This is a genomic window from Providencia sp. 21OH12SH02B-Prov, assembly GCF_027362595.1.
Classification (GTDB): domain Bacteria; phylum Pseudomonadota; class Gammaproteobacteria; order Enterobacterales; family Enterobacteriaceae; genus Providencia; species Providencia zhejiangensis.
In genome coordinates, this window is sequence record NZ_CP114796.1 from 622,200 (window position 1) to 647,931 (window position 25,732).

The 25,732-nt window shown below is 39.2% G+C and carries 24 protein-coding genes, 1 tRNA gene and 5 pseudogenes; 21 read left to right on the forward strand and 9 right to left on the reverse strand.

Features of this window, described 5'->3' with window-relative positions; genetic code table 11:
- Positions 1 to 272 precede the first annotated feature (272 nt).
- The 15 genes and pseudogenes from O7C57_RS02940 to O7C57_RS03010 all read left to right on the forward strand — a co-directional run.
- Positions 273 to 584, forward strand: a pseudogene (locus O7C57_RS02940) (transposase); the annotation flags it as partial.
- A 43-nt stretch (positions 585 to 627) separates the two neighbouring features.
- Complete coding sequence (locus O7C57_RS02945; RefSeq protein WP_269723599.1) at positions 628 to 1,446, forward strand: glycosyltransferase; 819 nt, start codon at positions 628 to 630, stop codon at positions 1,444 to 1,446.
- A gap of 25 nt (positions 1,447 to 1,471) precedes the next feature.
- Positions 1,472 to 2,617, forward strand: coding sequence for a polysaccharide export protein (locus O7C57_RS02950; RefSeq protein WP_269723600.1), 1,146 nt, complete (start codon positions 1,472 to 1,474; stop codon positions 2,615 to 2,617).
- Positions 2,618 to 2,622: 5 nt separating this feature from the next.
- Positions 2,623 to 3,051 (forward strand): protein tyrosine phosphatase, encoded by a 429-nt coding sequence (locus O7C57_RS02955; protein ID WP_269723601.1) that lies wholly within the window; start codon positions 2,623 to 2,625, stop codon positions 3,049 to 3,051.
- 34 nt (positions 3,052 to 3,085) lie between these two features.
- Entirely contained in the window at positions 3,086 to 5,164 is a 2,079-nt protein-coding gene (locus O7C57_RS02960; protein ID WP_269723602.1) for a polysaccharide biosynthesis tyrosine autokinase, read from the forward strand.
- A 9-nt stretch (positions 5,165 to 5,173) separates the two neighbouring features.
- Positions 5,174 to 6,196 (forward strand): UDP-glucose 4-epimerase GalE, encoded by a 1,023-nt coding sequence (galE, locus tag O7C57_RS02965; RefSeq protein WP_269723603.1) that lies wholly within the window; start codon positions 5,174 to 5,176, stop codon positions 6,194 to 6,196.
- A 129-nt stretch (positions 6,197 to 6,325) separates the two neighbouring features.
- Positions 6,326 to 6,541 carry a hypothetical protein gene (locus O7C57_RS02970; protein WP_269723604.1) on the forward strand — a complete coding sequence of 72 codons (216 nt, stop codon included), beginning with the start codon at positions 6,326 to 6,328 and terminating at the stop codon, positions 6,539 to 6,541.
- Positions 6,487 to 6,759: an IS66 family transposase gene (locus tag O7C57_RS02975; RefSeq protein ID WP_269723605.1), complete on the forward strand. Its 273-nt coding sequence runs from the start codon at positions 6,487 to 6,489 to the stop codon at positions 6,757 to 6,759. Before O7C57_RS02970 ends, O7C57_RS02975 begins: the two co-directional genes overlap by 55 nt.
- Positions 6,760 to 6,797: 38 nt before the next feature.
- Positions 6,798 to 7,007, forward strand: coding sequence for a hypothetical protein (locus O7C57_RS02980; protein ID WP_269723606.1), 210 nt, complete (start codon positions 6,798 to 6,800; stop codon positions 7,005 to 7,007).
- A gap of 208 nt (positions 7,008 to 7,215) precedes the next feature.
- Positions 7,216 to 7,527, forward strand: a pseudogene (locus tag O7C57_RS02985) (transposase); the annotation flags it as partial.
- 28 nt (positions 7,528 to 7,555) lie between these two features.
- Complete coding sequence (locus tag O7C57_RS02990) at positions 7,556 to 8,752, forward strand: O-antigen polymerase (protein WP_269723607.1); 1,197 nt, start codon at positions 7,556 to 7,558, stop codon at positions 8,750 to 8,752.
- Between the two features lie 24 nt (positions 8,753 to 8,776).
- The gene (locus O7C57_RS02995) at positions 8,777 to 9,541 is read left to right on the forward strand and encodes a glycosyltransferase family 25 protein (protein ID WP_269723608.1); all 765 of its coding nucleotides are present in this window, start codon (positions 8,777 to 8,779) and stop codon (positions 9,539 to 9,541) included.
- 5 nt (positions 9,542 to 9,546) lie between these two features.
- Positions 9,547 to 10,449, forward strand: a complete 903-nt coding sequence (locus tag O7C57_RS03000; RefSeq protein ID WP_269723609.1) for a glycosyltransferase family A protein — start codon at positions 9,547 to 9,549, stop codon at positions 10,447 to 10,449.
- A 270-nt stretch (positions 10,450 to 10,719) separates the two neighbouring features.
- Positions 10,720 to 11,031 (forward strand): annotated as a pseudogene (locus O7C57_RS03005) (transposase); the annotation flags it as partial.
- 100 nt (positions 11,032 to 11,131) lie between these two features.
- On the forward strand, positions 11,132 to 12,040 hold the full coding sequence (locus O7C57_RS03010; RefSeq protein ID WP_269723610.1) for a beta-1,6-N-acetylglucosaminyltransferase: 909 nt from the start codon (positions 11,132 to 11,134) through the stop codon (positions 12,038 to 12,040).
- Between the two features lie 56 nt (positions 12,041 to 12,096).
- On the opposite strand, the pseudogene O7C57_RS03015 reads toward O7C57_RS03010, so the two are convergent.
- Positions 12,097 to 12,297: pseudogene (locus O7C57_RS03015) on the reverse strand (transposase); the annotation flags it as partial.
- Positions 12,298 to 12,367: 70 nt separating this feature from the next.
- On the opposite strand from O7C57_RS03015, the gene O7C57_RS03020 reads away from it, so the two are divergent.
- Complete coding sequence (locus O7C57_RS03020) at positions 12,368 to 13,024, forward strand: IS1595-like element ISEc75 family transposase (protein ID WP_269723611.1); 657 nt, start codon at positions 12,368 to 12,370, stop codon at positions 13,022 to 13,024.
- A gap of 194 nt (positions 13,025 to 13,218) precedes the next feature.
- Here the strand turns inward: O7C57_RS03020 and O7C57_RS03025 are convergent, their stop codons facing one another.
- The 6 genes and pseudogenes from O7C57_RS03025 to dicD form a co-directional block, all read right to left on the reverse strand.
- Positions 13,219 to 13,803 (reverse strand): antirestriction protein ArdA, encoded by a 585-nt coding sequence (locus tag O7C57_RS03025; protein WP_269723612.1) that lies wholly within the window; start codon positions 13,801 to 13,803, stop codon positions 13,219 to 13,221.
- Between the two features lie 325 nt (positions 13,804 to 14,128).
- Positions 14,129 to 14,413, reverse strand: coding sequence for a hypothetical protein (locus O7C57_RS03030; RefSeq protein ID WP_008913927.1), 285 nt, complete (start codon positions 14,411 to 14,413; stop codon positions 14,129 to 14,131).
- Positions 14,414 to 14,532: 119 nt separating this feature from the next.
- Positions 14,533 to 14,749, reverse strand: a pseudogene (locus O7C57_RS03035) (tyrosine-type recombinase/integrase); the annotation flags it as partial.
- A gap of 157 nt (positions 14,750 to 14,906) precedes the next feature.
- Entirely contained in the window at positions 14,907 to 16,181 is a 1,275-nt protein-coding gene (locus O7C57_RS03040) for a tyrosine-type recombinase/integrase (protein WP_214271508.1), read from the reverse strand.
- Positions 16,182 to 16,376: 195 nt separating this feature from the next.
- Positions 16,377 to 16,452, reverse strand: a tRNA-Phe gene (locus O7C57_RS03045).
- Positions 16,453 to 16,578: 126 nt separating this feature from the next.
- Positions 16,579 to 17,157, reverse strand: a complete 579-nt coding sequence (dicD, locus tag O7C57_RS03050) for a division control transcriptional repressor DicD (RefSeq protein WP_154624554.1) — start codon at positions 17,155 to 17,157, stop codon at positions 16,579 to 16,581.
- Between the two features lie 202 nt (positions 17,158 to 17,359).
- On the opposite strand from dicD, the gene O7C57_RS03055 reads away from it, so the two are divergent.
- Positions 17,360 to 18,508, forward strand: a complete 1,149-nt coding sequence (locus tag O7C57_RS03055) for a glycerate kinase (protein WP_154624553.1) — start codon at positions 17,360 to 17,362, stop codon at positions 18,506 to 18,508.
- Between the two features lie 138 nt (positions 18,509 to 18,646).
- On the opposite strand, the gene O7C57_RS03060 is transcribed toward O7C57_RS03055, so the two are convergent.
- On the reverse strand, positions 18,647 to 19,969 hold the full coding sequence (locus O7C57_RS03060) for an anaerobic C4-dicarboxylate transporter (protein WP_154624552.1): 1,323 nt from the start codon (positions 19,967 to 19,969) through the stop codon (positions 18,647 to 18,649).
- A gap of 145 nt (positions 19,970 to 20,114) precedes the next feature.
- A complete protein-coding gene (gene aspA / locus O7C57_RS03065) occupies positions 20,115 to 21,539 on the reverse strand; it encodes an aspartate ammonia-lyase (RefSeq protein ID WP_154624551.1) in 1,425 nt (474 codons plus the stop codon).
- Between the two features lie 531 nt (positions 21,540 to 22,070).
- Between aspA and O7C57_RS03070 the strand changes: the two genes are divergently transcribed.
- The 4 genes from O7C57_RS03070 (at position 22,071) to O7C57_RS03085 (ending at position 25,719) form a co-directional block, all read left to right on the forward strand.
- On the forward strand, positions 22,071 to 22,583 hold the full coding sequence (locus O7C57_RS03070; RefSeq protein ID WP_269723613.1) for an FxsA family protein: 513 nt from the start codon (positions 22,071 to 22,073) through the stop codon (positions 22,581 to 22,583).
- A 164-nt stretch (positions 22,584 to 22,747) separates the two neighbouring features.
- Positions 22,748 to 23,041, forward strand: coding sequence for a co-chaperone GroES (locus O7C57_RS03075; protein WP_008914587.1), 294 nt, complete (start codon positions 22,748 to 22,750; stop codon positions 23,039 to 23,041).
- Positions 23,042 to 23,092: 51 nt separating this feature from the next.
- Positions 23,093 to 24,736: a chaperonin GroEL gene (gene groL, locus O7C57_RS03080; RefSeq protein WP_154624550.1), complete on the forward strand. Its 1,644-nt coding sequence runs from the start codon at positions 23,093 to 23,095 to the stop codon at positions 24,734 to 24,736.
- A 638-nt stretch (positions 24,737 to 25,374) separates the two neighbouring features.
- Positions 25,375 to 25,719, forward strand: coding sequence for a DUF4156 domain-containing protein (locus O7C57_RS03085; protein ID WP_154624549.1), 345 nt, complete (start codon positions 25,375 to 25,377; stop codon positions 25,717 to 25,719).
- Positions 25,720 to 25,732 lie beyond the last annotated feature (13 nt).

Here is a 25,732-nt window from a genome sequence, read left to right on the forward strand (position 1 = left end):
ATTTTTAAATAATAACTAGCCTTATAGTACTAAAGACTTTAAAAATTATAAAATTTACCCCCCTAAAATATTACAAACCTATGGAGATTTATATTAGCTTTTATATAAAATATAAGTCTAAACTTAGAACCTATCCCAAAGGAATTGTCAGATAATACATAATGATAATTTCTGAGGGCGAAGCATGGTGGGCAACAAGTGGCAAATCAGTGATGAACTCTGGGAGAAAATGGCTCCTCTCATCCCGGAGCATAGAACTCAACACCCGCTGGGATGCCCTCCAGACGGGCAGACCGGGCAAGAGGCTCCGGTTGTGCATGGACAAAGGGTATGAAGCGGAATGGTTGGGATCGTATCTGAAAAGTCGTCGCGATGAACCTCATATCCAGTCACGGAAAGAAGAATCAGAAGCCATCAAAAACACGGATTTTAAGGCCCACCGCTGGGTTGTGGAAAGAACGCATAGCTGGATGAATCGCTACCGTCGTGTCCTGACTCATTGGGAGAAGAAAGTCGAGAATTATGAAGCAATGCTGCATCTTGCCTGTGCCATCATTGTCTGGAATAAAACCCTTTTGGGGTAGGCTCTAATTATTACCAAAGAAATATTTACCATGAGTACATTTTATGAGTAAAAATATAGCAATAATAATGAGTGTTTATAAAAATGATAAACTAGAATACATCAAAGATGCTATTAATAGTATTTGTCAGCAAGAAAATTCCAATGCTCTTATACTTATATATATTGACGGTATCATTCCAGATAAACAGTTTGAATACTTAAATTCTTTACATAAAAAACATATTATTGAATTAGTACATTCCAAATATAATAGAGGGTTGTCATTTGCACTTAATACATTAATAGATAAAGCCCTTACATACCCAAATATAGAGTATATAGCTCGTATGGATAGTGATGATATTTCATTACCACAACGCCTAGAGAAACAAAAATATTTTATGGATACTCATGTTGAGATAGATATTTTGGGTACTGCATGTGAAGAATTTGGTTCATCTTATGCACTTATAGAAAAAAGATTACCTTCATATCACCTTGAATTAGAAAACTTCAGCATAACTCGTTGTCCTTTTATTCACCCTACCGTCATGTTTAGAAGACGTGTTTTTGAGCAAGGAAATCGCTATCCAACCCACACTTGCTTTACCGAAGATATGGCTTTTTGGTTAGAGCTTCTTTATAAAAACTATAAATTCCATAATTTACCTGATGTTTTGCTACGATATAGGCTTGAAGAAAATACTATGACTCGCCGAGCTGGTCTTTCTAAAGCTAAAAGTGAGGTTTCTTTGCGGCTAGGATATATGTTTCTTCTCAATAAGTTTAGTTTTAAAAATATGTTGTTAATATACAGCCGTTACTTTTTTCACTTATTGCCACCTAAAATAATGAGCTTAGCTTATAAACATTTAAGATAATTTTACCAAAGGACTCTTAGCTCTTATGAAACGCCTTTCTATTGCTGCAATAATGCTTACAGCATTAACCGGCTGTACCGTTACCCCTGGTGTCTATATGTCTACATCAGGCAAAAATGTCGTCGACACTGGCGATCGTGATATCTCTAAATTTGTGGATATCTATCCGATTTCACCAAAACTGTTAGATGAGATGTACGTGGCTCCAGTGATCGCCAAACCAAACCCTACCCTTGAAAAGCAACTTTCAACCTATGAATACCGTGTGGGTGTGGGTGACGTATTAACCATCACTGTGTGGGATCACCCTGAATTAACTATTCCAGCGGGTTCTTATCGTAGCGCTGCCGACTCAGGTAACTGGGTTCATTCCAATGGCACCATTTACTACCCTTATATCGGTAACGTGAAAGTTGTTGGTAAAACACTGCCGGAGATCCGTAATTTAGTTAGCAGTAAACTGGCTACCTATATTGAATCCCCACAAGTGGATGTCAGTATTGCGGCATTCCGCTCACAAAAAATGTATGTTTCTGGTGAGGTCGCAAAACCAGGTACATTGCCAATTACCAATATCCCTCTGACCGTTCTGGAAGCCTTTAATAACGCGGGCGGTCTCACCGAAAAAGCCGATTGGGACAATGTCGTACTCACCCGAAATGGCAAAGAAATTAAAATCTCACTGCAAGCATTAGTCCAGTATGGCGACCTAACCCAAAACCATCTGATGCTACCGGGTGATGCACTATATGTACCACGTAATGACGGGCAAAAAGTGTTTGTGATGGGTGAAGTGGGTCAACCAAACACCCTAACCATTGACCGTGCTGGCATGAGTATTACTGAGGCACTGAGTAAAGCAGGCGGTACAGATCAAAATACCGCTAATGCAACTGGCGTATTTGTCATCCGTCCAATTAAAAACCAAACCTCTGGTGATAAAGAGCTGGATGCCCTACTGCCGAAAAAAATGGCGGCAGTCTATCAGTTAGATTTATCCGATGCCACTGCCATGGTGATGGGAACGGAATTTAAACTGCAACCTTATGACTTAGTTTATGTTACCGCCGCCCCTATTGTGCGTTGGAACCGCCTAATCACCCAATTGCTACCAACCATCGCGTCATATAATCAGCTAACCGAAGGTGTTAAACGCGTTCATGACTGGTAATCCATATGTTTAATAATATTCTCGTTGTCTGTATGGGGAATATTTGCCGCTCCCCCACGGGGGAGCGGCTATTACAAGCCCATTTCCCCGATAAAAAAGTGCACTCCGCGGGCATTATCGCCAAAGAAGATCGCCCCGCTTATGATAGCGCCATCCGTATTGCACAAAACCACAATATCTCTTTAGATGGCCATCAATCACGTCGTTTAACCAGTGAATTATGTAAAGAAGCAGACTTAATCCTAGTGATGGAAAACGACCATATTGATAGGATCCATCAACAGTTCCCTGAAACGCGTGGCAAAGTCATGTTATTCGGCCAGTGGCTTAATAAAACCGAGATCCCAGATCCACATAAACGCAGTGATGAAATGTTTGAACATGTTTATCAACTGATGGAAAAAGCCGTTATACAGTGGCAAGGGAAAATTTAATTTTAATTTTAGAAGGCTTAGCATTTAACTAATTATGAACACGACAAAAAATAGCTCCCCTGCCTCGGATGAGATCGATCTGCTGGCGCTTTTTAAAGTATTAAAGTCCAGTTATCTTAAAATCGGCTTTTTTACTCTGTTTTTTATTTTGGTTGCAGCAGCTTACAGTTTTTTAGCGACTCCTATCTATCAAGCTAATGCGACACTGCAATATGACAAAGCCAGCCAAGTTTCTCTTGTTGACCAAATGAGTGAAATGATGCCATTAGCCAGCAGTGGTGGCCAAGTCGATTCCGAAATTGAAGTGATTAAGTCACGAATGGTGCTGGGCAAAACCGTGACTAACCTGAATTTAGATACTCAAATCGCACCAGCAGGCTTTTTTGATAAGCTGTGGGGTGATAAAACCGATGCTGTCGTGGCTCTCTATTTAGTTCCTGAAGACTTTATTGGAAAGCCTGCGACGTTGACCTATTTGGGCGATAACAAATATTCTCTCAATATTGAAGGTCAAGTTCTTGAAGGCACCGTTGGTATTCTCTTAAAACAAGACGATATTAGTTTATTGGTTTCATCCTTAGTTGCAGAGGTTGGTCAAGAATTTACCTTAGTTAAAAATGCGCGTTATTCAACCATTGAAAACCTACGTAACACTTTAACTATTGCAGAAGTGGGTAAAGGAACCGGTATTATCAATATGGCCATTAAAGGTGCCAATAAAACCGAAAACGTGCAAATCTTAAACAGCATTATTCAAAATTACGTCGACCAAAATACCGAGCGTAAAAAAGAAGTCACAAATAACACCTTATTATTCTTAGATGAATATCTGCCTAAGATTAAAACCAAGCTGGATAACTATGAAAACCAGCTAAACACCTTCCGTAAAAAGAATGAATCTATCGACTTATCATTAGAAGCCAAATCCGCCCTTGATAGTGCTTTGCAAGTCGAAGAAAAGTTAAATGAACTCACCTTTAAAGAAGTTGAAATTCAGCAGTTATATACACGTAATCACCCAGCTTACCAATCACTGCTTGATAAGCGCCAGCAGCTGTTACGTGAGAAAGAGAAAATCAGTAAAGCGATTCAAAAACTGCCAAATACTCAACAACAAATTGTTCGTTTAACCCGTGATGTAGAGTCTGAGCAAGCTATTTACAATCAATTAGTGGCAAAACAGCAGGAACTGAGTGTATTAAACTCAGGGATCACCGCTGATGTGCGTATTATTGACTCTGCCGAATCTCAACCGAATGCCGTAGCACCTAAGAAAGCATTAATCTTAGTGTTAGCTGCAATACTGGGCTTTATTGTGGGTTGTGCATATGTGATTGCTCGTGAGTTCTTTAATAATAAAATTAAAGGCACTGAGGATATTGATGCACTAGGTATCAACGTCTATGCCACTATTCCTTTCTCTAGCTATGAGAAGAAATTAATTGCAGAAGGTAACAAGCACCCACTCGCATTAGAAAACCCTGCCGATACGGCGATTGAAGCCATTCGTTCTTTACGTACTAGTGTTTATTTCTCGGTCATGAACCAAGGTAATAATCTGGTTATGGTCACCAGTGCTTCACCGGGTGTAGGTAAAAGCTTTGTTACCTCCAATATGGCGGTGGTGTTAGCAAATGCAGGCAAAAAAGTATTGTTAATCGATACTGACTTACGTAAAGGCCGTATCCATAAAGCCTTTGGATTAAGCAATAAATTAGGTCTATCCGATTATCTCTCGCAATCAGATACTAGCCAGCCAAATATTCATAGCAATGTGATTGAAAACCTCGACGTGATTTGTCGTGGTAAGAATGTCACGCACTCTTCTGAATTGCTGATGGGCGAACGTTTTAAACGTTTACTTGATACGGTAAAAGGTCAATACGACATCGTCGTGATCGATACTGCACCAATACTGGCAATCACCGACTCAGCTATTATTGGTAAGTACGTTGGTACCTCATTGCTTATCGCTTACTACGGTGTAAATACCGTAAAAGATGTCGAGCTATCACTCAAACGCTTTAAGCAAAACGATATCGAAATTACGGGTGTGATCTTAAATGGTATCGATGCCAAGTCAGACGATTATAATTATGTTTATGAGTACTAGGAAAGTACAATGAAAAACGCAAAAGTATTAGTCACTGGTGGTCTTGGCTACATTGGTAGCCATACCTGTGTACAGATGATCGAACAAGGCATGCAGCCAATTATTTTAGATAATCTCTGCAATGCTAATCCTGAAGTACTAAATCGCATTGAAACCATTACTGGCACTAAACCTATTTTCTACGTCGGTGATGTACGTGATAGCAAAATTTTAGATACCATTTTTGCTGAACATAAAATTGCATCGGTTATTCACTTTGCAGGGCTAAAAGCCGTGGGTGAGTCAGTTCAAAAACCGATTGAGTACTATGACAATAATGTTAATGGTACTTTGGTTTTAATCACATCAATGCAAAAAGCGAGTGTAAAAAGCCTCATTTTTAGTTCTTCGGCGACGGTGTATGGTGAACCTGAAGAAGTACCGTTAACTGAAGAATCGAAAGTAGGTGGTACAACCAACCCATATGGTACTAGCAAATATATGGTTGAACGCATTCTTACCGATTTACATATTGCGCATGATGAATGGTCACTGACTTTATTACGTTATTTTAACCCTGTCGGAGCTCATACTTCAGGTTTAATGGGGGAAGACCCTCAAGGTATTCCAAATAATTTGACCCCTTATATTGCTCAAGTTGCTGTTGGTCGTCATAAAGAAGTGATGGTATTTGGCGCTGACTACCCAACACCAGATGGTACTGGTGTTCGTGATTATATCCATGTTATGGATTTAGCGAGTGGACACATTGCTGCCTTGAATGGTGTTAGTCAAAAAGCAGGGCTCCATATTTATAATTTAGGCACCGGTAAAGGCACTAGTGTATTAGAAATGATCGCTGCTTTCGAAAAGGCATCAAGCAAACAGATCCAATACAAAATAGTTGCTCGCCGCCCCGGTGATATTGCTGAATGCTGGTCTAGCCCTAATAAAGCCTTTACTGATTTAGGCTGGCAAGCTCAGTACTCCGTGCAAGATATGGTGAACGATAGCTGGCGTTGGCAATCGCAAAACCCTAATGGCTATAAATAGATTTAATTTATTTAGGTTAAAATATGGTAACTCTTCACCCGCGATGCCTTGACAGCAAAGTTATGTGACGAGGTTAACTTGATCCCATATTCGACTTGAGTGATCTTTCTGAGCTGGCAATCTGAAGGTATGAATAAGAAAACACTACCTCCACCACCAGATTTCGATTCTCCTGAAGAGGCGAAAGATATCATCCATTTTCTATGGAATAAGCTGGCAGCTGGCTTCATTGGCTCAAACTGGGCAGTTATCAATGTTCGAAACGTTATCGAGGTCGGTGCCGAAATCTCATGTCTGATGATGCAATGGTGTGGCGCTTTATGGATGATCCAGACTGCCCGTTAACGAACAATGCCGCAGAGCGTGTCCTGCGTAATTATATATTGATGAGAAAGTGCTGCTACGTGACTCGCTCATATAGAGGCGATCTGTTCCGTGAACGTATGTTCTCACTTATAGAGACTGCCAAGCTTCAGCAGATCTCAGCCTATAAATGGTTACGTGAAATCGTCGAACACCATATGCTCAAAGTGAATTATCAGGTGCCAGCATTCCTAGTGTAAACCACCGTCAATAGCTCGCGGGTGAATAGTTACAAAATATGAATATTGATATAGATTCCTTTGCCCTATATATTGGTGTTAAAGCAGAATATTTAGCTATGTTATATAGAACTACATGTGAATTAGAAGGATTGCCTTTACCTAAAAGAAATAGGCATGGTAAGGTAAAAATGAGTGAGGTTTTAATTTTTAAACAACACTTTGAAGATAAAACAAAGAATATTAATGAGAGCAGAACATTAAGTTAAACTATCACTAAAGCTCAAAGAGCTGATGGATAAAATATGCAGATTATTACTTTAAGAGCCAATGCCAAAAGAAATTGTTATATAATATAATGGGTTACGATAATTTCTGAGGGGGAACGTATGATAAGCCGTTATTGTCAGTTTAGCGATGAACTCTGGGAGAAAATGGCTCCTCTCATCCCGGAGCATAGAACTCAACACCCGCTGGGATGCCCTCCAGACGGGCAGACCGGGCAAGAGGCTCCGGTTGTGCATGGACAAAGGGTATGAAGCGGAATGGTTGGGATCGTATCTGAAAAGTCGTCGCGATGAACCTCATATCCAGTCACGGAAAGAAGAATCAGAAGCCATCAAAAACACGGATTTTAAGGCCCACCGCTGGGTTGTAGAAAGAACGCATAGCTGGATGAATCGCTACCGTCGTGTCCTGACTCATTGGGAGAAGAAAGTCGAGAATTATGAAGCAATGCTGCATCTTGCCTGTGCCATCATTGTCTGGAATAAAATCCTTTTGGGATAGGTTATTACAATAATTGAGTTGCAAAAAAATGAAATTTAAAACAAATATCAATCTTATCTTTATATACATTCTTACTTTTTCTATTTTTTTACAGATTGGATATTTTTTTGATGGTGCACATAGATATATTCCACTAAGAGTGGTTATTCTAGCATGTTTTATTTATTTGTTTGTAGTTGTGTCACATAAAAAAATAAACATAAATCGATTGTGTTTTTTTATTATTGCATTATCCATACAATTATTTTATTTAATTTTTTGGTCTAATCATTATACTGAAGACTTACTCCCCAGAAGCATTGGAAATTTTCTTTATATAATTTGCTTTGGATTTATCTTCAACTCAATGTGTGAAAAATTATCAAAAAAACAAATATTAACATTGTTATATTTTGGATGCCTTTTTTTTCTGATTATTTTAAGCATTGAAACCATTCTACGTTTTATGTATCCATCATTGAATAGTTCACAGCTCACTTCTGAAGCTGCACAAAAGCTTGAAGGAGATGCATCTTTAATTTATTCTGGGGACTTGCCTTTAACTGAGTATTTTTACACCTTTAAATACTCTAGCATTTTATTCTTCGATTCAAATTATGTAGGTCTCATAGCATTAATGATTGTGTTTATTTTAAAATACATCCATTTTTCTTCCATAATTATAAAAACATCTTTATTAGAATTTATTGCTGTATCATTATTGGTACTATCATTTAGTCGCTCAGCTATATTAGTTCTCATCATTTTTTATTTTTATTACTACTTTGTGTTATCTTCTCATAGGAATGTGAAATTTATTTCTATAGTTCTATTCGGAATATTAATTACTATATCACCTCTATTTATTATGGACTCAAACATACAAGATGGAAGTTTTCATACAAAAGTTCAAATAATGCTTTCTTTATATAATAAGTTCGATGAAATACCAGCTGTACAATTATTATTTGGTGCTGGTCCTGTTGTTGGAGGATATATTTTTTCGTATAAAGATGGTGGATATGCTCACGCATTATTAGCTTTAATTATGGGAGAGTTAGGAATCCTCGGCATTCTTATAATTCTGTTTTTTTATACCTACATAATATTAAAGCTAAAAAAATGGGGAGTAATGTTTCTTATTGTAACATTTATTCCTGGGCTATCTTTAATTGACCCTTATCAAATATTTTATTATTGGTCTATAATTGCGATTTTTAGAGCAGAATATAACAAACAAGAATAATCTTAATTTAATAGTGATCATAAGATGAATAAAATAGCGATTTATGTGGTGTCTCTAGCAAACTCTAATCGGCGTCAACTAATATCTGAGCAATTCGATAAAATAGGTATCAAATTTAGCTTTGTTGATGCTGTAAATGGAAAAGATATAGCTGAAAATGAAGTTGATGCAATAAATGCTTCAGAGTTTGTAAAAAAAAGATATAAAAGAGTGCTGGGTAGAAATGAAATCGGGTGTTCTTTAAGTCATCAACTTATATATAAACAAATAGCTTTCGATGATATTGACTATGCATTTATTTTTGAGGATGATGTAACTCTTTCTCATGAGTTAGTGCCTATTATAAGATTCTTCACCCACCTTCAATCTAATGTATATAATGAAAATCTTTATATATTAGGCGGGCAACAAGGACTAAGTAGCCAAGATATGATAGTATTAGATAAAAAAAACACTATTAATATTTCTGATTCAATTAATTTTTATAAAACTATCTCTAGTGAAAATTACATTTTTAGGACTTGTTGCTATATTATAAGTAGAAATGTAGCACTTCGCCTATTAACTATACATGAGAATAGTTTTTATTTGGCCGATGATTGGAGTTTATTGTATAAAGAAAAGTCCTTTGAAAATATTTATTTGTCAGATTATATAAAACATCCTGTTGACCTTGCAACAAGCACAATTCAGCAAGAAAGATATAAAAAAGCAACACTGATTGAGAAAATTAAAAAATCAAAACTAAGAAAAATAAAAATAATATTACGACAACTACTACTTAGGTAAAAATGATGTTTTCAATAATAATCCCAACCTATAATAGAGTGGATAGTTTAATCTCCACTCTCAAAAAGCTAGAATTACAAACCAATAAAAAATTTGAAGTTATCATTATAAATGATGCATCTACTATTACTTACAACGAAACCGATTGGTTACAAACGTTTAATGAATTTCCTATTACTTATCATTTATGTAAAAAAAATGCTGGTCCTGCCTCAGCTAGAAATTTAGGGGTAAAATTAGCAAAATATGAGTGGATAATATTTCTTGATGACGATGATGAATTCACTAACAACAAAATCGAAATATTGTCAGATAAGATAAATGAAAGCAATTTTAATTTCATTTATAATAAAGCAATTATTTTTATGGTAAATGAAAATTGTTATTATGAAACAAGCCAGAAAAATATAAATGAGATATCCGACCCTTCAACACTAATAAAACAATATAATTTTATTGGTGGGGCACCAAACTTCACCATTAAAAAAGATTTATTTATCCTTCATAATGGATTTAATGAAAAATTAAAAGCAATAGAAGACTATGAGTTTTTAATAAGAATTATGAATGACAAAAATATAAAGGTTGGATTTATTGAACAACCTTTAACGAAATGCTTTTATGTAACTAACCACTCAAGCGTCTCAAAAAATATTGCTAACATTGCCAACGCAGGCTATTGGATTATGAACAACAATCCATCTATAAATAGAAAGTTATTTAAGTCCAATTTACATGCGATGCTTGCCCATGCGGAACTAATGTCATTAAATAGAAAATCTAGTTATCATTATCTTCTATCTTCTTTTTATAACTTTAAAAATATGAAAAATTTATTTTTGTCAATAATATCGTTATGCTCACCTGTTTTACTAATAAAATTACGCTGTTTAAAATTCAAAAAATGACATAAAAACATATTTTAAGCTAATATACTTTTATTTTGATATAGAACATCACGTAACAAATAAAAGTTAAAACAATACTTAATAAAAATACCAAATTAGATATTATTTCACGTATTGCAACTTAGAACCTATCCCAAAGGAATTGTCAGATAATACATAATGATAATTTCTGAGGGCGAAGCATGGTGGGCAACAAGTGGCAAATCAGTGATGAACTCTGGGAGAAAATGGCTCCTCTCATCCCGGAGCATAGAACTCAACACCCGCTGGGATGCCCTCCAGACGGGCAGACCGGGCAAGAGGCTCCGGTTGTGCATGGACAAAGGGTATGAAGCGGAATGGTTGGGATCGTATCTGAAAAGTCGTCGCGATGAACCTCATATCCAGTCACGGAAAGAAGAATCAGAAGCCATCAAAAACACGGATTTTAAGGCCCACCGCTGGGTTGTGGAAAGAACGCATAGCTGGATGAATCGCTACCGTCGTGTCCTGACTCATTGGGAGAAGAAAGTCGAGAATTATGAAGCAATGCTGCATCTTGCCTGTGCCATCATTGTCTGGAATAAAACCCTTTTGGGGTAGGTTCTAATTATTAATAATAAGGAAAAAATATGTAGCATACTATCTAAATCGTAACCTCTTAATTTTTTCAGTCGCTTTTATTTAGGTTCAACAAAATATTATGAATTATGTATACGCCATTATTTGTCATAAGATAACTAACCCTCTTATCTTTACAGTTAATCACTTACTCAAAAGTAATAAAAGCATTGTATTCCTTCATATTGATAAAAAAACCCAAAAAATAGAAAGAGAAAAAATTTATTCCCATTTAGGAAAGCATTCAAATTTATATTATATAGAAGAACAAGAATCTATTGACGTAAAATGGGGGAATTTTTCACAAATAGAAGTTATGCTTCTTCTAATGAAGAAAGCTCTTGATTTTGAGTTCCAATATTTTTCATTAATTTCTGGTGATGATATCCCTATTTTATCTAATAAACAAAGAGAAAAATATTTTGAAAATTCTTATAAAAAATCAGTAGAGTTTATCGATATAGATCAAAAAAATGATCCATTTGATAGATTGGCAATAAATTATCCTAATTTCTTTTTTCAAAAAGATCATTCTCTTGTTGGAAAAATTAAGAAGAAAATTTTCATTTTTTTTGCAAAAAAAATGAAAAAAAATGATTTATCTCATCTACCTAAATTGTATAAAGGCTCTTCGTGGTTTACACTTACAGATAAATCCATTCAATATATTTTTAATTATATAAATACTAATCCTACCTATCTAAAAAGCTTTAAAAAATCTCTATGTGGTGATGAAGTTTTTTTTCAGACTATTATTTTTAATAATAAAGATTTAAGAGCAAAAGTTTATGGATTAGATTTAAATCTATTAGACTGTGAAATGGGGGGAAGGTATATTGATTGGATAACAGGACCAGATTTTCCAAAAATACTGGATGAACATGACTTTAATCGAGTATATCAATCTCAATTATTATTTTCTCGAAAATTTAAAGAAAATATTTCACTATCTTCTCTTGAAAAGAATATGGAAAAACATTCAAAAGAATAGACCTCTTGCGAAAGTATAGTTTTATCTAGAGCGTGTTTATCTTTGTAGTGCATATTTCAATCGACCCACATTGGGAGCCACATGATTGAAAATGCTAAAGCAACAACACTTTCATAATTTCGGGCTAATTTGTCATACCGAGTCGCCACTGCTCGGTATTTCTTTATTTTTAAGAAGGCATTTTCAACTAAATGACGATATCGATATAAGCACCAATCAATATCTTTATTCCCTTGTTTACTATTCCCTTTTCTTGGGTTCCATTTAATGGTTTGAATTAAATAAAAGGGGCTGTCCTAGATAACTAAGATCATCTAGGATAGTTCCATGAGAAAAAGTAGACTCAGTCAGTATAAACAAGCACGGTTACTTGAGCTGTTTATTGCTGGCTCCACAGCCCGTATTGCCGCAGAGTTAGTTGGTGTCCACAGAAATACAGCCGCTTACTATTTCCATCGGCTCAGAGTGCTGATAGCAGAGCACGTTGATAAGCACTCTTGGTTTGATGGTGAAATTGAATTGGACGAAAGTTATTTTGGTGGTCGTCGTAAAGGCCTTCGTGGTAGAGGTGCTGCTGGCAAAGTGCCTGTTTTCGGGCTTCTCAAGCGTGGTGGCAAGGTTTATACCAAGGTCATACCCGATGCTAAATCGCGGACATTACTGCCAATAATTGAGTCAAAAATTTACCCTGACAGCATCGTCTACACAGATAATTTTGCCAGTTATGACGTACTGGATGTGAGCGATTTTAAGCATTACAGGAGCAATCACAGCACCCAGTTTGTCGACAAAAAAGACCGGCAAAATCACATCAATGGCATAGAGAATTTTTGGAACCAAGCGAAGCGTCACATGCGTAAATTTAACGGTATTCCGAAGGCTCATTTTGAGCTGTATTTAAAAGAGTGTGAATGGCGATTTAACACACCTAGTGCAAAACAACAATTAACTATGCTAAAACAGATAGTTAAAGGTAAAATTTAAACCTTATCTAGGACAGCCCCAAATAAAAAAAGAATACCATAATAGCCATCTTTACGGATATCCGTAAAGATGGCTTGAAATAGAGTTTAGTTTGATTAACGTTCTAGCTTATGGATATCATTGGGGTACCACGACATTCTTTATTTCCCGCCTTGAGGGATGAAAGCGGTTTGAATCTCATTCTGTTATCCTATCTACCCACCCGTATGATAAACATATCCTCCACTGTGAAAAATCCCCCCTTGTTCAAGACAAACATCACGTCCATAGCGTTCATAGTCAAAGTAATGGGATAAATGACCCAGTTGGGCTAAATCATAACAACCACTTTCTTCTATCCAGTAATAACCTAAATCATATTCATTATTGACCCCCGCTAATTGCTGGAAAGAATCTAAATTATCCGCTAAATGAATTAAATCATGGATTGAACTCGCTGAAGAACCGATTTCAATTGCCGCCTGATAAAGGTCAATTTCATCAGGCGATAACATGGCTAATTGGGTGGCTAACTCGTTCAACTCATCTAAAAGACTGTATTCTGAAATGTAAGAAGAAAGGCCATCAATGGAGGATTCATAGTCGGTCAAGAAATACTCTTCATAGTGAATACCATCAATGCCAATCCGCATTAAACAGTGTTCGATCTCTTTTGAGGTTGCCGGAAGCTCAAGCCACTCACCAACCAGTTCACCTTCGTTATATTTACCTAAATTCGTAATAAAAACAGAAATCATCCCCGATTTTAGGCATGGGGAAGCCGTCGCTGTTATACGCATATTCGTGTCCTATTATTGATGTATTGTGATTTAATTAATGGCGATATTTTGATAAAGGGAGCTATTTCCCTTTAGAAGCTGATGTTGATATAAAAAGCCAATCAACTGAAAAACAGGCAACTCGCTTTAAAATGATTAATGACGTTTTAGAGCAGGATAATGAGTTGCCTTACAATCCCGATAACATGTTATGCTTTCTATCATGATCTCAATTTGCGCGGGTTAAAACGAAAAAAAGCCCCTGTCCAATAAACTAGGGTCAGTTCAGACTCACAGACTCCTAAGAGATGAAACCCCATCAGGGGTTTCCGTTAACTTATGGCTATCAATCAAATGTATATTCACACTCGATACATTCATAACGATCAAATACCACGCCATCTAAAGCTGAACCACTCACAGCCCCAGCAGTAGCTCCAGCGACTAAACGTCCAAATAGAGCGCCTACCGCAGCACCAGCAATCGTCCCTACAACAGGAACAGCAGAGCCGATAGACGCTCCAGCTAGTGCGCCTGATACGCCACCAGCAACAGCTCCGGTCTTTTTCCCGATATGACGTTCACGAATGCGAGTTGAATCGCAGGCCGGGCAACGAATGTAATTTTCCATGATAATTTCCTTTTAGGTTGATTTAAAAGCAAAAAAGCCCCTGTCCGTGAGGACAGAGGCTTTCAGTGATAAAGCATCTTTATTGAATGAGATGTATTACGATAAATCGTGGTTAGTTATCATGCGTTTTGACGATGAAAATTCCCATGAAGAATATTTCCACCATTTCTCAATGAATCGATGTAGTCGGCATACCACTGCATCATTTCTCGTCTACCTTCTAAATATTGCGCCATGGTTATAGGTTCCACGTATCGCATTTTTATTGCTATGCGCCATCTGTGTTTCAATACAAGCGCTGTTAAAGTCTTTTTCATGTAAGATCGTACTCATAGTCAAATCGTAGAAATAGATGCAATTTGTTGATTAATCTTGATTAACATTTTAATTTATAGTGCTTTTTAGACTGTTTGGGGGCTCTTGTCTATATCGAATACAGAGGCCCCCAAATAGGCCCCCAGATGAGAGAATTAAACTGTTTTTTATTTGATTTTTAACCGCCGGTATTAATCATTGGGTTATTCAATTTGGCAAAGTCGAATGGCGAAATAGTTTGTTCCCGATTAGCATCCAAATAATCAGCCCACCATTGCACCATTAATCGGCGTTGGTCTATATGTTCTGCCTTATGAATATAAGCAGCCCTCACTGAGTTACGTTCTTGGTGGCTCATTTGCCTTTCTACGGCGTCCTTCGACCACAATCCGGACTCAATAAGTGAACTGCACGCCATCGTTCTAAAACCGTGTCCACAAATTTCAGTCTTCGTATCATAGCCCATCACACGTAAGGCTTTATTGACCGTATTTTCGCTCATAGGCTTAAAGGGATTATGAGCGCCCGTTAGGATCAATTCATGTTCACCCGTCCATGTCCAAATCTCTTTCAGTATAGTGATGGCTTGGTGGCTAAGGGGAACTAAATGCGGAGTGCGCATTTTAGCGCCTCTGTATGAGAATTTAACGCCGGGTATAGGCTTTCGCTGAGCAGGAATAGTCCATAAGGCTTTATCGAAGTCAATTTCAGACCAACGCGCATAGCGAAGTTCGCTTGACCTAATAAACACTAATAAATTTAACATCACGGCTAGGCGAGTGACGGGTTGCCCTTTATAAGCATCGATACGGGCAATGAGTTCAGGTAGACGGTCAAGGTTAAGAGCTGGACGATGTTGGCGTTGTACAGTCGTTACAGCCCCTGCGGTATCAATAGCAGGGTTATAACCAATAATACCGGATTGCACCGCATAACGCATAACAGCAGCGATACGTTGCTGTAAACGCGCAGCTATCTCATAAATCTCTTTACTTTCTGCTGCACGGATAGGAATAAGCAGGTCAGGGGTTTTGAGGGTAGTGATATCGCGTAATCCAATATAAGGAAAGACATGCGACTCCAAACTCTTTAAAACCTTTTCACTGTGTGATTCAGACCATTTTTTATTGCTGGCATGCCATTGTCTTGCGATGGTTTCAAAAGAGAGATTAGCATCAGAAGCTGCTTTAGCCACACGTTTTTGTTCGCACGGGTCAATACCGTCAGCAATCAATTTTCTTGCTTCATCACGTTTTAAACGCGCCTCTGATAAAGAGACATCAGGGTATAAACCCAATGCTAAGGTTTTCTCTTTACCTAAATGGCGGTAGCGTAATCGCCAGTACTTAGAACCATTAGTGTGAACCAATAAGTGCAGACCTGCACCATCGGTTAATTTATAGGATTTCACATCGGGTTTAGCCGCCCGAATTTTAGCGTCAGTCAGTGCCATAGTGAGCTTCCTGAGAGATAAAGTGGGTACAAAATTCTATCGAACTAGTGTATACCCGCAATTGTACCCACGCAATGGGGTTGATGTGGGTAGAATCGAGTAGAATTCAGTGGAGTTGAAACTTTGGGAGAGTGTTGATTTTAGCGGGCTTTACAAACAAAAACAGACGTCGGTTGACGTCTGTTGATAATAAGGTGGTGCCCGGACTCGGAATCGAACCAAGGACACGGGGATTTTCAATCCCCTGCTCTACCGACTGAGCTATCCGGGCAACGGGGCGCATTAAACCGTATTAGGCGGTTTGCGTCAACGAGTTTTTTCTAAAAAAACGTAATTTTTAACTGAGTGTTTTCTTTTTCAGCAAAAAGTGACGGTTTAACGCGCGATCGTACTTTTTTTAGCTTAGAGCGCCTTTTTTTCGGCATAACGCAATCGCTAAAATATCTTCTGACAGGTGTTGAGCGATTTCAACATCCTTAATGTCTCGTTGAATCAATAGGCGATTTAGGCAACCTTCTAAAACTAACTCCATTTGATTAGCAACCAGTTCGGAATCTTCGATGTCTAGCTCATCCAACAACTCTTTGGTATACAGGAAAGAGTTATCTTTTTGTATACGACTTAATTGGTGAATAGGATGTTGTGGATCGGGGTAGTGGTTGCAAGCCGAAACAAATAGACAACCCGGAAAGCGCCCTTCACTGACGCGCTGATAGAGTTGTTGATAACGAGCAGATAATTTCTGTTGAGGATTGAGAGAGTCATCTAATCGTGTTTGACGCTGCCAAATTTCAATTTGTTGTCCATGGTAGCGTAAGCAATCGTACACCAAAGCTTCATCGTCAGGCCAAAATTGGCGGATCACGCTAAAATCAGGCGCAATCTCATGGAGGAGATGCTCGGTGGATGCGGATAGACCTTTTTTTTCTAACTGGTTAAGAGCATGACTCAAAATTTCTTCGCGCTGTACTGACATTGTTAGCTCCGTCACAATATTGTTCTACTACCTAGCATCATAGCAATGTTCATTATGTATTTATAGCAGTTTGCTTTATGCACAACAGTGACTCTATTCTGTGACCCCACACCATTCAAGTGGCGATAGCAATTTGCAGTAGGGTAGATATCAACATGATATAATTAGAAAATCGGCTCAGTTTTTCACAGGGATCTCTATTATGAAAATTATCATCGCACCTGATTCATTTAAGGAAAGTATCAGTGCAGAAGTTGCTGCTCATGCCGTGAAGCAAGGATTTCACGCTATCTTTCCGGATGCGACTTATCTCTGTTTACCGATTGCCGATGGGGGTGAAGGTACTGTTGATGCGTTGATCGCCGCAATCGGAGGAGAGCATGTGACACTTGAAGTCTCAGGGCCATTGAATAAACCCGTGATGGCGACTTATGGCTTACTTCATCAAGGAAAAACCGCCGTTATTGAAATGGCTGCTGCAAGTGGATTAATGCTAGTTGCTCCTAAACAACGTAACCCGATGCTGGCGAGTAGTTTTGGTACTGGCCAGTTGATTAAAGATGCTTTAGATAAAGGCGTAACACAGATTATTTTGGGGATTGGGGGGAGTGCGACTGTCGATGGCGGCGTCGGTATGCTGCAAGCGTTAGGCGCTATCTTTTATGATGCACAAAACCAACAGCTTGGACTGGGTGGTGAAATATTAAATAAGATCGCTTACATCGATGTATCAGGCCTAGACCCGCGATTAAAAGACTGTGATATCGAAGTGGCATGTGATGTGGATAACCCGTTAGTTGGTGAGCGCGGTGCAGCAGCAATATTTGGCCCTCAGAAAGGTGCTACCGCAGAGATGGTAGTGACGCTTGAACAAGGTCTTAATCAACTGGCGGATGTGATAGAGAGCACGGTAGGCATCGATTATCGTCATTTAGCGGGAGGCGGTGCGGCGGGCGGAATATCTGTTGCTGCTGCCGCGTTTATGAAGGCTAATTTAAAACCTGGGATAGAGATTGTCGTTCAAGCGGTCAATTTAGAAAAAGAAATGATTGATACCGACCTAGTGATCGTTGGTGAAGGGAGTATGGATGGACAAACGGCTGGCGGCAAAGCACCAATTGGTATTGCTAAAGTAGCGGCTAAACACCAGGTTCCGGTGATTGCGTTGAGTGGTGTTTTAGGGAAAGGTGTTGAAGCATTACATCAAGAAGGTATTGATGCCTTTTTTAGTATTGTCCCCCGCTTATGTTCACTCGAAGAGGCCTTATCTGAAGGGGCGGCTAACTTGCAACAAGCTGCCTATAACGTCGCGAAAGTCTTACAGTTAGGGCAACAGTTAAAGAATAGATAATATGACTGACCTTGCTTGAGGCATTTTAATGGGTGTTCGATGTGTTTCGCTATAGTGATTGATTTTGATAAGCGAAAATAAATAACCCCCAAGCGTTGGATAACAACGTTTGGGGGTTTTATTTTAAAGATTAAATGACTACAACATCATACCGCCAAATAGGAAACCGAAGGTGACGGCTAAGATGACGGCAATCGTGCCTGGAATGAAGAATGGGTGGTTAAAGACAAAACGACCGATGCGTGTTGTCCCTGTATCATCCATTTGTACCGCAGCAACGAGCGTTGGGTAAGTTGGCAGAATGAATAAGCCAGATACCGCAGAGAATGATGCGATAGCCGTCAATGGGCTAACATGTAATGCTAACGCCATTGGCATTAACGCTTTTGCTGTCGCAGCTTGTGAATACAGCAGTGCTGAACAGAAGAAGAAGATCACAGCTAGCATCCAAGAATGCTCATGAATTAAGTCGCCAGCAGTTGCTTTAATCCAATCAATATTATGTTGTACGAAAGTATCACCTAACCAAGCAACACCCAGAATACAGATACAGGCACTCATACCTGCTTTAAAGGTACTTGAGTTAAGGATAGAGTCAGTACTCACACGGCAGAGAATAGTGATTAGGGTTGCCACACTCAGCATAATGATCAGAATAGCATTGGTGGTGTTCATCAATGGTGTCTTGACGATACCTAAGCTTGGGCTGTTGATGATGGCATAAATGACCACACCCACAACGCCCAGTAAGAACAACAGAACCGATGATTTTGCACCTGCTTTGATATCTTTAACTTGGCTACCACGCAGCTCAACGAGGCCTTCAGCCAAACGTTTCTGGTAAATAGGGTCATCCGATAGTTTAGAGTTGAATGTCCAAGAGATAATGAAAGACATTAGGATGATAGCAAGGAAAGTCGATGGTAACAGGATACCTAATAGTGTGATATAGCTAACGGTGTTACCAGCACCAACCATCGCTGGGTTTTCCATAACGGAAGCCATATACACAACAGCCGCAGAAATAGGTGAAGCGGTAATACCGATTTGAGCAGCCACAACGGCAGTTGAAAGTGGACGACAAGGTTTTACGCCTTGCTCTTTTGCGACTTCAGCAATAACGGGCAAAGTTGCTAAAGAGATATTACCTGTCCCCGCAAATAGGGTTAGGAAATAGGTCACGATTGGCGCAAGGATGGTGATGTATTTAGGATTACGGCGCAGTAGTTTTTCTGTTTGAGCAACTAAGTAATCAAGGCCACCAGCAATTTGCATTGCTGAAATAGCTGCGATTACGGCCATGATAATGGAGATAACGTCAAATGGAATGGTGCCTGGTTTCACGCCAATTGCAGCGAGTACCAAGACACCTAGGCCACCGGCAAAACCGATACCTATCCCACCAAGACGGGCCCCCAGAAATATGGCCAGCAGAACAATAATAAATTCTACGGCTAGCATAGTGTTTACTCCTCGACAAAATTAAAATTAAAAATATGAAACTGTAGTGTTAATTTTTTGTGTGTGCATAAAACTAAAAAGGCACGCTTTCCGAAGGAGAGGCGTGCCTTGATTTTTAAGTATTATTTATGGTTAACATAAATGATTAGTCATCAAATCTTTTCGCTTTATAAGCTGGATGTTTTAGGTTCTCAACAGAGAAGATATCATCCAACTGCTCTTCGGTCAGTAAGCCACGCTCCAGAACGACCTCGCGGACACTCTTACCTGTTTCTGCACAGATCTTACCTACGATGTCACCATTATGGTGGCCAATGAATGGGTTCAGATAAGTGACGATACCGATAGAATTAAAGACGAACGCTTCACAGATTTCTTTGTTAACTGTGATACCGTTGACGCATTTTTCAACTAAGTTACGGCAAGCATTGCTCATCAATGAAATGGATTCAAACATTGCTTGACCGATAGCTGGTTCCATGACGTTTAACTGTAGCTGACCCGCTTCAGCTGCCATTGTAACACAGATATCGTTACCGATAACTTTGAAGCAAGCTTGGTTAACAACTTCAGGAATAACTGGGTTAACTTTTGCTGGCATAATTGAAGAACCTGCTTGCAGTTCAGGCAGATTGATTTCTTTAAGACCAGCGCGAGGACCTGAAGAGAGTAAACGTAAGTCATTACAGATTTTGGATAGCTTAACCGCAAGGCGTTTTAGGCCAGCGTGAACGGTGATGTATGCACCACAGTCAGAAGTCGCTTCAATCAGGTCTTCTGCTGGTACACATGGTAAGCCAGTCACTTCAGCTAATTTTTCAACAGCCAGTTTTTGGTAACCTGGCGCGGTATTTAAACCTGTACCGATGGCAGTAGCACCTAAGTTAACTTCTAGCAGTAACTCAATGCTACGTTTCAGGTTTTTCTCTTCTTCTTTTAAAAGAGTTGCAAATGCGTGGAACTCTTGTCCTACGGTCATTGGCACAGCATCCTGTAATTGGGTACGACCCATTTTCAGAATGTCTTTAAATTCTTCCGCTTTTTTCTCAAAGCCTTTTTTCAGGTATTCAACGGAGTCAATCAATTTGATAACTGAATTGTAGACCGCGATGCGGAAACCTGTTGGGTATGCATCATTGGTTGATTGGCTCTTATTTAAATGGTCATTCGGATTTAGGTATTCATATTCACCTTTCTGATGACCCATCAGTTCAAGACCGATGTTGGCAAGGACTTCGTTAGTATTCATGTTCAGTGATGTACCTGCACCACCTTGGAATACATCAACAGGGAACTGATCCATGCATTTGCCAGTATCCAGAACAACATCGCAAGCTTTGATGATGGTATCAGCGATGTTACGTGGGATAGTATGAAGTTCTTTGTTCGCCATTGCTGCCGCTTTTTTAACCATTACCATGCCGCGAATAAATTCTGGCACATCGTTAATGGTGCGGTCGCTGATATAAAAGTTTTCAATCGCACGCAGAGTATGAACACCGTAATAGGCATCAGATGGGACTTCTTTCTGACCTAACAGGTCTTCTTCGATACGAGTATTGTTTGACATGAGAACCTTCTTAATTAGATTACAGTTACTGTCTATTATGCGCTTTTAAAAATATATATACCGTGAAACAAAATATTATAGGTGTTAAACCCTTGTTACTCCGTTATCAGCATGATGATCTACTGATTTATAGGTAGATGATATGCTGTTCTTAAATCATTGCCTTGAACCTAGATCACTATATAGTTTGATTTATGAAACTGTTTTCAAAATATGTGAGAGTGCTCACAGATGAAAATAAAAAAATGAGAAATCTCCATGAGTTGAAAAGCGTTATAGTTACCTCCATCATTATGTCTATACTATGTAAAAAAGCGAATGTTGTTGTTTGTCTCTTAGATACAGTTCACAAAGGTTTTCCAAGAGGCGAGAACTCATTTATACCTGACAGACTCTAAGTTGTAGGTAGATAGCCTGTAATCCCCTTGAAGACAGCTAGGTCAATGATATGTCTCAAGATGCTAACGAGGTGAATTCCTATGCAATTTAAAGAATGGCGGGAATAAAGCGAATTGAAACAAAGGAGAACTTGTGCGCTGGTTACCACTCATATTTATATGCCTTCTCATTTATATTGAGTCTGTCATATCCGTCCGTGTTGCCTCAGAGATTGGTGTGTTGGCGACACTTATTTTGGTTGTATTGACATCCTGTTTAGGGATTTCGCTGGTCAAAAATCAGGGAATGAAAAATGTCATGCAAATTCAACAAAAAATAGCAGCTGGTGAAAGCCCTGCCGCAGAAATGATTAAAAGTGTTGCTCTGGTACTTGCTGGCTTTTTATTAATCGTACCGGGCTTCTTTACTGATTTTATTGGCTTACTTTTATTGTTGCCACCAGTTCAAAAATTATTTGTGATGCGTTTGATCCCCCATATTCGTTTTTCTCAGACGGGAAATGGCTTTAGTGCAGGGCGTCATAACCCATTCCAACAAGGCGATACATTTGAGGGAGAATTTCAACGTAAACAGGATGATCCATCCTATACGATCGATAAATCTGAAGAATCTAGCGAATCTGAAAAAGATAACCGTCCTAAGTAGTTATCCCTCTAATACGGGGAAGGTAAAAACAAAAAAATTTTATCTTCCCCCCCTTGAAGTCACTCCAACTCGCCCCAATCTGGAAAAACATGGTACTGGTTTATTTAGACATACTAGTATCGTCCTTTTACCTAGTGTGGACTTTATTTATAGGAGAACTATTAATGAAAATTCGTCCATTGCATGACCGTGTTATCGTCAAGCGTAAAGAAGTTGAATCTAAATCTGCTGGCGGCATCGTTCTGACTGGCACAGCAGCAGGTAAATCTACGCGTGGTGAAGTTCTCGCCGTTGGTAACGGTCGCATCCTTGAAAATGGTGAAATTAAAGCTTTGGATGTGAAAGTCGGCGACATCGTTATTTTTAACGACGGTTATGGCGTGAAAGCTGAAAAAATCGACAACGAAGAAGTGCTGATCATGTCAGAGAGTGACATTCTCGCAATTGTTGAAGCGTAATTTTCACTTAGATCTTCTCAACTAACGAAAAGAATTTAAAGGAAAGAAATAATGGCAGCTAAAGACGTTAAATTTGGTAATGACGCACGCGTAAAAATGCTTCGTGGTGTGAATATTCTAGCAGATGCAGTGAAAGTCACTTTAGGACCAAAAGGTCGTAACGTGGTTCTGGATAAATCATTTGGTTCACCGGTTATCACTAAAGACGGTGTTTCAGTTGCTCGTGAAATCGAATTAGAAGATAAATTCGAAAACATGGGTGCACAAATGGTTAAAGAAGTTGCATCTAAAGCTAACGATGCAGCAGGTGACGGTACGACTACTGCGACTGTACTGGCACAAGCTATTGTTACTGAAGGTCTAAAAGCCGTTGCTGCGGGTATGAACCCAATGGATCTGAAACGTGGTATCGATAAAGCAGTTGTTGCCGCGGTTGAAGAGCTAAAAGCACTGTCTGTTCCATGTTCAGACTCTAAAGCAATTGCGCAGGTTGGTACTATCTCTGCAAACTCAGATGAAACTGTTGGTAAGCTGATTGCAGAAGCCATGGATAAAGTCGGTAAAGAAGGCGTTATCACGGTTGAAGAAGGTACTGGTCTGGAAGATGAGCTGGATGTTGTTGAAGGTATGCAGTTCGACCGTGGTTACCTGTCTCCTTATTTCATCAATAAGCCAGAAACCGGTGTTGTTGAACTGGAAAACCCATTCATCCTGTTAGTTGACAAAAAAGTGTCTAACATCCGTGAATTGCTACCTGTATTAGAAGGTGTTGCGAAAGCGAGCAAGCCGCTACTGATCATCGCTGAAGATGTTGAAGGTGAAGCGCTGGCAACTCTGGTTGTTAACACTATGCGTGGTATCGTTAAAGTTGCTGCGGTTAAAGCACCTGGTTTTGGTGATCGCCGTAAAGCGATGTTACAAGATATCGCGATTCTAACTAATGGTACTGTTATCTCTGAAGAGATCGGTATGGAGCTTGAGAAAGCAACATTAGAAGATCTGGGTCAAGCAAAACGTATCGTTATCAACAAAGACACTACCACTATTATTGATGGTGTCGGTGATGAGTCTGCTATTTCAGGTCGTGTGGCTCAAATTCGCCAACAAATCGAAGAATCAACTTCTGATTATGACCGTGAAAAACTGCAAGAGCGTGTCGCTAAATTAGCTGGCGGTGTTGCGGTGATTAAAGTCGGTGCTGCAACTGAAGTTGAAATGAAAGAAAAACGTGCTCGTGTTGACGATGCTCTGCATGCAACTCGCGCTGCTGTTGAAGAAGGTGTTGTTGCTGGTGGTGGTACCGCACTAGTACGTGTTGCTGCGAAATTGGCTTCACTGAAAGGTGATAACGAAGAGCAAAACGTAGGTATTCGTGTTGCACTACGTGCGATGGAAGCACCAATGCGTCAAATCGTCACTAACGCGGGTGAAGAAGCGTCTGTTGTTGTTAATACGGTTAAAGCAGCGACAGGTAACGAAGGTTACAACGCAGCAACAGATACTTACGGTGACATGATTGAGATGGGTATTTTGGACCCAACTAAAGTTACTCGTTCTGCACTGCAATTTGCTGCATCAATTGCAGGTCTGATGATTACGACTGAAGCAATGATCACTGAAATGCCTAAAGAAGACGGCCCTGATTTAGGTGCTGCTGGAATGGGCGGAATGGGTGGAATGGGCGGTATGATGTAAGCCATTTGGCGACATCACGCTCAAACAGTGAATAATCACTGTTAAGCCTTTTAAACCGGTATTGCGAGTATTGGCTGGCAGTACCGGTTTTTTTATATCATTCGTCTATGGCTGTGCTTCAATGAGTGATGAGTTTGGTCGCTAAATGAACATGTAGAGAGTCTCTAAAGACATTGATAAAGAGGCCGTCAGTCTGATTAAGTGTGTTAGCCGCTAGGCTCTCAAATGAGATATTACATATTTATTTTTGCGAAAAGGACATGCAACAGGTTATATTTGGAGTAAGGCAAATTGGTTTGGTCAGTAACAGAAAACCCAACGTGTTAAATACTCGGTATAGTTGAAACGTGCTGCGAATTATTTAGAGTATACGCGTTTTATGGTAAGCTGCGTTGGCTGATAGGGATGGCCTAATTTTTTAGGATTCTGCCTTTGCTGATACTTTGAACCGTAATCCATATCTCTCAATATAGATCTGGCGAATTTTGGCTGTAAACAGGTGCCTGAGTGGTTATAATTTGGTGGCACTCGTGAAGATCAGTTCAATGGTGCTGTTGATGGTGACAGCCAGTTGAATAAAGAAGGGAATGAGGGTTCTCAAACCAGCTGCAAAAACATGATGATAAATGAGGGAAAACATGCGAATTAAAGTATTGCTTGGTGCTGCTGCATTACTACTTTTAGCAGGCTGTTCGACAACAACTAATTTAACTGCCGCAGGCTCACAAGTTCGTTTTGTTGAAAACCAACCTGGAAGTGATTGCCAGCTCCTTGGTCAAGTAACAGGAACTCAAAGCAACTGGTTGAGCGGTGTCAATAGTGATTCAAGTTCTATGCGTGGTGCAGCTAATGATCTACGCAACAAAGCTGGCGCTATGGGCGGAAACGTCATTTTTGGTGCGACTAGCCCAAGTGAAACTATTCTTTCAAGCTTCATTCCAGTTGATAGCAAGATGATCGGGCAAGTTTATAAGTGTCCCTAAAATGAACATGTAA